The 7,188-nt window shown below is 75.2% G+C and carries 7 protein-coding genes; 4 read left to right on the top strand and 3 right to left on the bottom strand.

Annotated features, from left to right (window positions below):
• Window position 1: 1 nt before the first annotated feature.
• The gene (locus RNC47_RS31810) at window positions 2–271 is read right to left on the bottom strand and encodes a DUF3263 domain-containing protein (RefSeq protein ID WP_311603816.1); all 270 of its coding nucleotides are present in this window, start codon (window positions 269–271) and stop codon (window positions 2–4) included.
• An 85-nt stretch (window positions 272–356) separates the two neighbouring features.
• Between RNC47_RS31810 and RNC47_RS31805 the strand changes: the two genes are divergently transcribed.
• The 4 genes from RNC47_RS31805 (at window position 357) to RNC47_RS31790 (ending at window position 4,395) form a co-directional block, all read left to right on the top strand.
• Window positions 357–1,316 carry an SIS domain-containing protein gene (locus RNC47_RS31805; protein ID WP_311603814.1) on the top strand — a complete coding sequence of 320 codons (960 nt, stop codon included), beginning with the start codon at window positions 357–359 and terminating at the stop codon, window positions 1,314–1,316.
• Between the two features lie 135 nt (window positions 1,317–1,451).
• On the top strand, window positions 1,452–2,351 hold the full coding sequence (locus tag RNC47_RS31800) for an ROK family protein (protein WP_394814924.1): 900 nt from the start codon (window positions 1,452–1,454) through the stop codon (window positions 2,349–2,351).
• A complete protein-coding gene (gene nagA, locus RNC47_RS31795) occupies window positions 2,348–3,514 on the top strand; it encodes an N-acetylglucosamine-6-phosphate deacetylase (RefSeq protein WP_311603810.1) in 1,167 nt (388 codons plus the stop codon). Before RNC47_RS31800 ends, nagA begins: the two co-directional genes overlap by 4 nt.
• Window positions 3,505–4,395, top strand: coding sequence for a class II fructose-bisphosphate aldolase (locus tag RNC47_RS31790; protein WP_311603808.1), 891 nt, complete (start codon window positions 3,505–3,507; stop codon window positions 4,393–4,395). Before nagA ends, RNC47_RS31790 begins: the two co-directional genes overlap by 10 nt.
• Here the strand turns inward: RNC47_RS31790 and RNC47_RS31785 are convergent.
• Both RNC47_RS31785 and cdgB read right to left on the bottom strand, forming a co-directional pair.
• The gene (locus RNC47_RS31785; RefSeq protein WP_311603807.1) at window positions 4,358–5,281 is read right to left on the bottom strand and encodes a carbohydrate-binding protein; all 924 of its coding nucleotides are present in this window, start codon (window positions 5,279–5,281) and stop codon (window positions 4,358–4,360) included. The two genes, RNC47_RS31790 and RNC47_RS31785, sit on opposite strands and share 38 nt — an antisense overlap.
• 78 nt (window positions 5,282–5,359) lie before the next feature.
• A complete protein-coding gene (gene cdgB, locus RNC47_RS31780) occupies window positions 5,360–6,937 on the bottom strand; it encodes a diguanylate cyclase CdgB (protein ID WP_311603805.1) in 1,578 nt (525 codons plus the stop codon).
• Window positions 6,938–7,188: the final 251 nt, after the last annotated feature.

The following is a 7,188-nucleotide window of genomic DNA, read 5'->3' as shown; positions in this document are numbered from 1 at the left end:
GTCAGCGAGTGGCCCGCTGGCGGGCGCGGCGGGCGCGGAGGCGGTTGATGGTGACGGGGTCGTGCGCCAGCGCCGCGGGATCGTCGAGGAGGGCGTTCAGCCGTTGGTAGTAGCGGGTCGGGGAGATGCCGAGCCGCTCCCTGATGGCCCGCTCCTTCGCGCCGGCGCGCGGCCAGGAGGCGCGCTCGACGGCGAGGATCGCCCGGTCGCGGGCGGACAGTGCTTCGGCGGCCTCGGCGGCCTCGTCCCGTCCTTCCCCCTCTGTCCTCACCCGGGCATTTTATGCCGGGCCTCGGACACTCGGCCCCTGGGTAGTGCGTTACCCGAGGGAACGCCGCCGCGTGTGAGGAGTCCCGATGTCCGTCACCGAACCGACCGTCACCGAGCGGGAGACAGCGACCCAGCCGGACTGCTGGCGGCGCGCCGAGCGCGACGCGCGCACCGCGTACGCCGGTGGTCTCGCCGACGCGCTGCCGCGCCCCGGCGAGCGCGTGGCCGTGACCGGCTGCGGCACCTCGTGGTTCGTCGCCCAGTCGTACGCCGCGCTGCGCGAGGCCGCCGGGCAGGGCGAGACGGACGCGTTCGCCGCCTCCGCGTTCCCCGTCGCCCGCGGCTACGACCGGGTGGTGGCCGTCACCAGGTCCGGCACCACCACCGAGGTCCTCGACCTGCTGGCGGCGTTGCGGGCGCGACGGCCCGGCGCGCCGGTGCTCGTGCTCACCGCCGACCCGGCCTCGCCCGTGCTGCGCGCCGCCCGGCACGTCGTCGTGCTGGACTACGCGGACGAGCGGTCCGTGGTGCAGACCCGGTTCGCGACCACCGCGCTTGCGTTCCTGCGCGCCGCGCTGGCGGCGGCCGGGCCGCTGCCGCCCGGCGTGCGGTCGCTGGCCGAGGCCGCCGTCGACGCGGAGTCGGCGCTCGCCCGCCCGCTCGACGCCGCCGTGGTGGCGGCCGAGCAGTGGACGTTCCTCGGGCAGGGCTGGAGCCACGGCCTGGCGCTGGAGGCCGCGTTGAAGCTGCGCGAGGCGGCCGGCGCCTGGACGGAGGCGTATCCGGCGATGGAGTACCGGCACGGCCCGATCGCGGTTGCCGCGCCGGGCCGGGTGGTGTGGTCGCTCGGGGAGCTGCCGCCCGGTCTGGTGGACGAAGTGCGCCGCACCGGGGCGCTGTTGGTGCCGGGGGACGGGCTCGACCCGATGGCCGGTCTGGTCCGCGCCCAGCGGCTCGCGGTGGCCGTGGCGGCGGCCCGCGGCCTGGATCCCGACCGGCCGCGTCACCTCACCCGTTCCGTCGTTCTCCCGCAGCGAAGCGCGTAGTGGACTAGACCTCTCGGGGCGTCTGGGGCGAGACTTGCGCCTGTGAGCCTCCCCCAAGACGGCCGGCGAGCCGGCCAAGTCGCCGCAGAAGCCCACGACTCCTACGTGCTCGCGCTCGACGTGGGCGGCACCACCATGAAGGCCGCGCTGACCGGCCCCGACAACGTCCCCCGGTTCGAGACGCGTCGGCCGACCGGCTCGGGCGTGGGGCCCGACGGCGCCGTGGCGGCGATCCTGGACCTCGCCGGCGAGTTGCGGGCGATCGGCGAGGAGCGGTTCGGCGGCCCGCCGGCCGCCGCCGGCGTCGCGCTGCCCGGCATCGTGGACGAGGCGGCCGGCGTCGCCGTCTACTCGGCCAATCTCGGCTGGCGTGACGTGCCCTTCCGCCGGCTGCTGAGTGAGCGCCTGGGCGGCGGGATCCCCGTCGCCGTCGGGCACGACCTGCGGGTCGCCGCCCTGGCCGAGGGGCGGCTCGGGGCGGGTGTCGGCGTCGACCGGTTCCTGCTGGTCGCGCTCGGCACCGGCATCGCCGCGGCGCTCTCGATCGACGGTCGGACGGAGCCCGGCGCGCACGGCAGGGCCGGGGAGCTCGGCCATGTCGTGGTGCGTCCCGGCGGCCCGCCCTGTAGCTGTGGGCAGCGCGGCTGCCTCGAGGTCGTCGCGTCGGCGGCCGCCGTGGGCCGCGCCTGGGCCGCGGCGGCTGGCGCCCCCGGGCTCGACGCGGCGGACGCCGCGCGCGCCGTGGCGGCCGGCGATCCGCGTGCCGCCGTCGTCTGGGAGCGGGCGGTCGACGCCCTCGCCGACGGGCTGCTGGCCGCCATCAGCCTTCTCGACCCGCGCACCCTGATCGTCGGTGGCGGGCTGGCCGAGGCCGGCGAGACGCTGCTCACCCCGCTGCGCGCGGCCCTCGCGGCCCGCGCCGTCGTCCTCCACCAGCTGCCCGAGATCGTGCCGGCCGGCCTCGGCGACGCCGCCGGCTGCCTGGGCGCCGGGCTGCTCGCCTGGGACCGCGCGCTGGCGGTGGTGCCGTCATGAGCGCGCCCACCAACGCCACGCGCACGGTGCTCGCCGGGGCGACCGTGGTGCGGCCGAGCGGCGTGGTCGAGGCCGGCCGGGTCACCGTCGAGGGCGGCAGGATCGCGGCCGGCCTGCGGGACGAGGCCGAGTCGGCCGAGGTGTTCGACCTGACCGGGCACTGGGTGCTGCCTGGCTTCGTCGACCTGCACGTGCACGGCGGCGGCGGCGCCTCGTTCTCCGCCGGTAGCGCCGAGGAGGCGCTGCGCGTGGTCGAGACCCACCGGGCGCACGGCACCACCACGATGGTCGCCTCGACGGTCACCGGCGAGCTCGGCGACCTCGCCGACCAGGCCGCGGCGCTGGCCGACCTGGTCGAGCAGGGCGAACTCGCCGGCGTGCACTTCGAGGGGCCCTTCATCGCCCGCAACCGCTGCGGCGCCCACCAGCCCGCGCTGCTGCGCGACCCGGACCCGTCCGACGTGCGGAAGCTGCTCGACGCCGCCCGCGGCACGGCCCGCATGGTGACGCTCGCGCCCGAGCTCCCCGGCGGGCTCGACTCGGTGCGGCTGCTGCGGGACGCCGGGGTGATCGCCGCCGTCGGCCACACCGACGCCGACTACGAGACGACCAGGTGGGCCGTCGACGCGGGCGCCACGGTGGCCACCCACCTGTTCAACGCGATGCCGCCGCTCGCCCACCGGGCACCGGGGCCGGTGGCCGCGCTGCTCGAGGACGAGCGGGTCACGGTGGAGCTCATCGACGACGGCGTCCACCTGCACCCGGCGGCGCTGCGGCTCGCCCGTGCGGCGGCCGGCCCTGACCGGGTGGCGCTGATCACCGACGCGATGGGCGCGGCCGGCATGGGGGACGGCACCTATCCGCTGGGCCCGTTGACCGTGGAGGTGGTCGACGGCGTCGCCAGGCTGCGGGACGTCGGGGCGATCGCCGGCTCCACGCTCACCCTCGACGTCGCGTTCCGGCGCGCGGTGACGGTGAACGGCGTCTCGGTGCCCGACGCCGTGCGGGCGCTGTCCGTCAACCCGGCCAGGCTGCTCGGCCTCGACCACCGGATCGGCTCGATCGAGGAGGGCAAGGACGCGGACCTGGTGGTGTTCGACGCGGACTTCGCCCTGGTCGGCGTGATGCGGCGGGGCGAGTGGGTGGTGCGGCCGTGCCCGTGACGCCGTGCGCCGAGCTGCTGTCGGGCGCCTTCGCGACGGGGCGGGCGCTGCCGGCGTTCAACGTGATCACCCTGGAGCACGCGCAGGCGGTGGTGGCCGCGGCCGAGTCGACCGGCTCGCCGGTGGTGTTACAGGTCTCACAGAACGCGGTGGCCCACCACGGCGGCCGGCTCGCGCCGCTGGCCGCCGCGCTCACCGAGCTGGCCGCGGCCTCGCCCGCCCGCCTCGCGCTGCACCTGGACCATGTGACGGACCGGGAGTTACTGCGGGCCGCGCCGGCCGCCGGCTTCGGTTCCGTGATGTTCGACGCCGCGCGGCTGCCCTACGACGAGAACGTGAAGGCGACCGCCGAGGCGGTGCGGTTCGGGCACGCGCACGGGCTGCTCGTGGAGTCGGAGCTCGGCCGGATCGGCGGCAAGCCCGGGGAGCCCGTCGACGCGCACGCGCCGGGGGCGCGCACGGATCCGGCCGAGGCGGCGGCCTATGTGGCGGCGACCGGCGTGGACGCGCTCGCGGTGGCGGTGGGCAGCACGCACGCGATGACCCGCCGCACGGCGGAACTCGACCACGACCTGATCGCCCGGCTCGCCGCCGCCACCGGGGTGCCGCTGGTGCTGCACGGCTCCTCGGGGGTGCCGGACCCGGAGCTGCGGCGGGCGGTGGCGGCCGGCATGACCAAGATCAACATCGGCACGGCCCTCAACGTGGCGCTGACCAGCGCGGTCCGCGCCGAGCTGGCCCTGGCCCCGACGGCCGTCGACCCACGCCCCTACCTGGCCGCCGGCCGTACGGCCATGCGGGAGGCGGCCGAGCGACTGATCGAGGCGCTCGGCCGGCCGGGGCCTACAGCTGCTCCTCCGAGATCAGGAACTGGTCGATGAGCACGTCGCAGGACGAGGTGCAGCTCAGCTGGATGGTGTTCTGCCCCTCCTGGAGGTCGACCAGGTTGAACGTCGACACCCAGCTGTCCGCCCACTCGTCGCTGCCCGTCGCCCAGTCCTTCAGGTCGACGCCGTCCTCCCGCGCCGTGCCGTTGACGGAGAACGACATCGACTGACCGTCGCTGACCGTCGAGTAGCCCGTGTAGAAGTAGTACTGGCCGGGGTCGCCCTGGAGGTCGAAGGTCCAGGTGATGGTGGAGTTGGGCGTCACGGTGATGTAGCTGCCGTCGTCGGAGCGCGCGTTGGCCACCCCGGTCTGCAGGCCCGCGCCGCCGCCGAACTGGAGCGACGCCAGCTCGGCCACCGGCAGCTCGCCGGCGGCGTCCTCGTCGGTGGGCTCGTCACTCGGCTCGTCGTCGGCGCCGCCCTCGCCGTCGTCGTTGGACGAGTCGTCCGGCGGGGCGGTGGTCTCCGTGCCGTCGGCCTGGTTCTCGTCGCCGTCACCGCTGAACATGATGGCCGCGCCGACGCCCAGCACCACGGCGAGCACCACCGCGATGGCGCCGATCAACAGCCCGTTGCGCCGGGGCTCGGGGGCCTGACGGCGACCGTGCCCGCCGTGGCCCACCGGCGGCACGCCGCCGGGGCGGGTCTCGGGGGCCGCGTAGCGCGTGTCCGGCTGCGGGTAGCCGTATCCGCCGCGCTGCCCCTGCCCCTGGCCCTGCTGGCCGCCGTAGGTGCGCTGGCCGACCGGTCTGACCTGGTTGTACGAGGGCTGGCGGGGCCCGGACGGCGCCTGCGGCTGCCCGTCCTCGGGTCGATAGAGATAGGCGAACGGGTCATCGCCCTCGCCGGGCGTTCCGCCGCCGGTGTTCCCCGCACTCATCGACTGCCGCTCCTTAGGTACCGCTGGTGTTCGGGCGCGAGCCTACCGCGTTCGAGTGACAGTACAGACCCGGAGAAACTAGCCCGCACGGCGTCGGCCCTGGGAGCGGGAGCGTTTCTCGACATACATGCGCTGGTCGGCCGATTCCAGGATCTCCTCGGTGGTCATCCCGCAGGCCGCCCAGCCGATGCCGAAGCTGGCGCCGACCCGCACCTGGCGGTTCTCCCAGCGGATGGGCGGGATGATGCCGTTGCGCAGCCGGACGGCGAGGTCCGAGGCGTCGGCGGGACCGAGGCCCTCGGCGAGGACCACGAACTCGTCGCCGCCGAGCCGGGCCACGGTGTCGTTGTCCCGGACCCCGGCCTCGAGCCGACGGGCCACCTCGACCAGCACCGCGTCGCCGCAGACGTGGCCGAACCGGTCGTTGATGGACTTGAAGCCGTCCAGGTCGCAGAAGAGCACCGCGAGCCCCTTGCCGTCGCCGCCCGGCGCCTCGGGGACCAGCACGTGCTCGTGGTGGTCGTAGGGCCGCCCCGGCGGGGTGCCGAGGCCGCCGAAGGCGTCGGTGGGCTCGGCCGCGCCCCGGTCGCAGATCCGGCCGCCGAGCCTGGCCCGCAGCTCGGCGCTGTTGGGCAGCCCGGTGAGCGAGTCGTGGCTGGCACGGTGGGCCAGGGCCAGCTCGTGCCGCTTGCGCTCCTCGATGTCCTCGACGTGGGTGAGCTGCACCTGCGGCCCGGCCGTGACGTCCGCCACCACCGAGTTCCGCAGCGAGACCCAGACGTAGGAGCCGTCGCGACGCTGGAGGCGCAGCTCGGCGCGGCCGCCCTCGGCGGCGGTGCGCAGCAGCACGCCGGTGTCCTCGGGGTGGACGAGGTCGGCGAAGCTGTAGCGCTGCAGCATCGCGGCCGGCCGGCCGAGCAGCCGGCACAGCGCGTCGTTGACCCGGATCAGCCGGCCCTGGCCGTCGCCGCCGACCTCGGCGATCGCCATGCCGCTCGGCGCGTACTCGAACGCCTGCCGGAAGCTCTCCTCGCTGGCGCGCAGCGCCTGCTGGTCGCGTTCGAGCCGGACCAGGGCGCGCTGCATGTTGCCGCGCAGCCGGGCGTTGCTGATGGCGATGGCGGCCTGGGAGGCGTAGAGCTGGAGCGCCTCGCAGCCCCAGGGGCCCGGGCGTTTGCCGTCGCGCGGGCGGTCGACCTCCAGGACGGCGAGCAGCTCGCCGTCGGAGGCGTACATGGGGGCGAACAGCCGGTCCATGGGGTGCCACTCGTCGGGGTAGCGGGGCGCGGGCCCGGTGGTGTGCCACTGCGGGACGTCGTCGTGGTCGAGGACCCAGCCCTCGGTGTAGGGGATGAAGCGGAGCTCGCCCCAGCGCTCCCCCATGTTGAGGCGGCGCTCCCAGGACGCGCGGGAGCCGGTGCGGCCGGCCATGGCGGCCTCCGCGGAGTCGTTGCCGGCGACGGCGGCGACGAGCAGGTTGCCGTCCTCTCTGACGAGGTTGACGGTCGCGAGTTCGAAGCCGAGGGCCGCGACGGCGCCGTCGGCGATGGTCTGGAGGGTGTCTGCCATGCTTCGGGCGGTGTTCAGCTGAGCGACTACCTGGTGCAACTCCCGCAGAGAGGCGAGGCGCACATAGGGCTCCGTCTCCGTTTCCATCACTCCCCCGGATGCGCGAAATGCACGTGCAGATACACAGGCCACTGAATCACAGGGAGCTGCCTGCTAGGTACACAGGGTCAGCGATTAGTCGCCTACTGTGACTCATGTCACACTGCGAAAGTGCTCGGTCGCGGGACGTAGGACGTCATGGGGAGCCGGGTGGTTCCCGGGCCCGATGCGCGTCCTCGTCGGGGGCCGTTAGCGTTTCCGCGTGTCCCCGTCATCATCCTCCAGCGCCCCACAGGCCC

This window comes from Streptomyces millisiae (assembly GCF_031845425.1).
In the GTDB taxonomy this organism is placed as follows: Bacteria; Actinomycetota; Actinomycetes; order Streptomycetales; family Streptomycetaceae; genus Streptomyces; species Streptomyces millisiae.
This window is presented reverse-complemented; position numbering and strand designations above follow the sequence as displayed.

Excerpts from the sequence above, each read along its gene's own strand:
- RNC47_RS31805 (WP_311603814.1), top strand. The coding sequence starts at position 357 with ATGTCCGTCACCGAACCGACCGTCACCGAGCGGGAGACAGCGACCCAG.
- RNC47_RS31800 (WP_394814924.1), top strand. The coding sequence starts at position 1,452 with ATGAAGGCCGCGCTGACCGGCCCCGACAACGTCCCCCGGTTCGAGACG.
- nagA (WP_311603810.1), top strand. The coding sequence starts at position 2,348 with ATGAGCGCGCCCACCAACGCCACGCGCACGGTGCTCGCCGGGGCGACC.
- RNC47_RS31785 (WP_311603807.1), bottom strand. The coding sequence starts at position 5,281 with ATGAGTGCGGGGAACACCGGCGGCGGAACGCCCGGCGAGGGCGATGAC.
- cdgB (WP_311603805.1), bottom strand. The coding sequence starts at position 6,937 with ATGGAAACGGAGACGGAGCCCTATGTGCGCCTCGCCTCTCTGCGGGAG.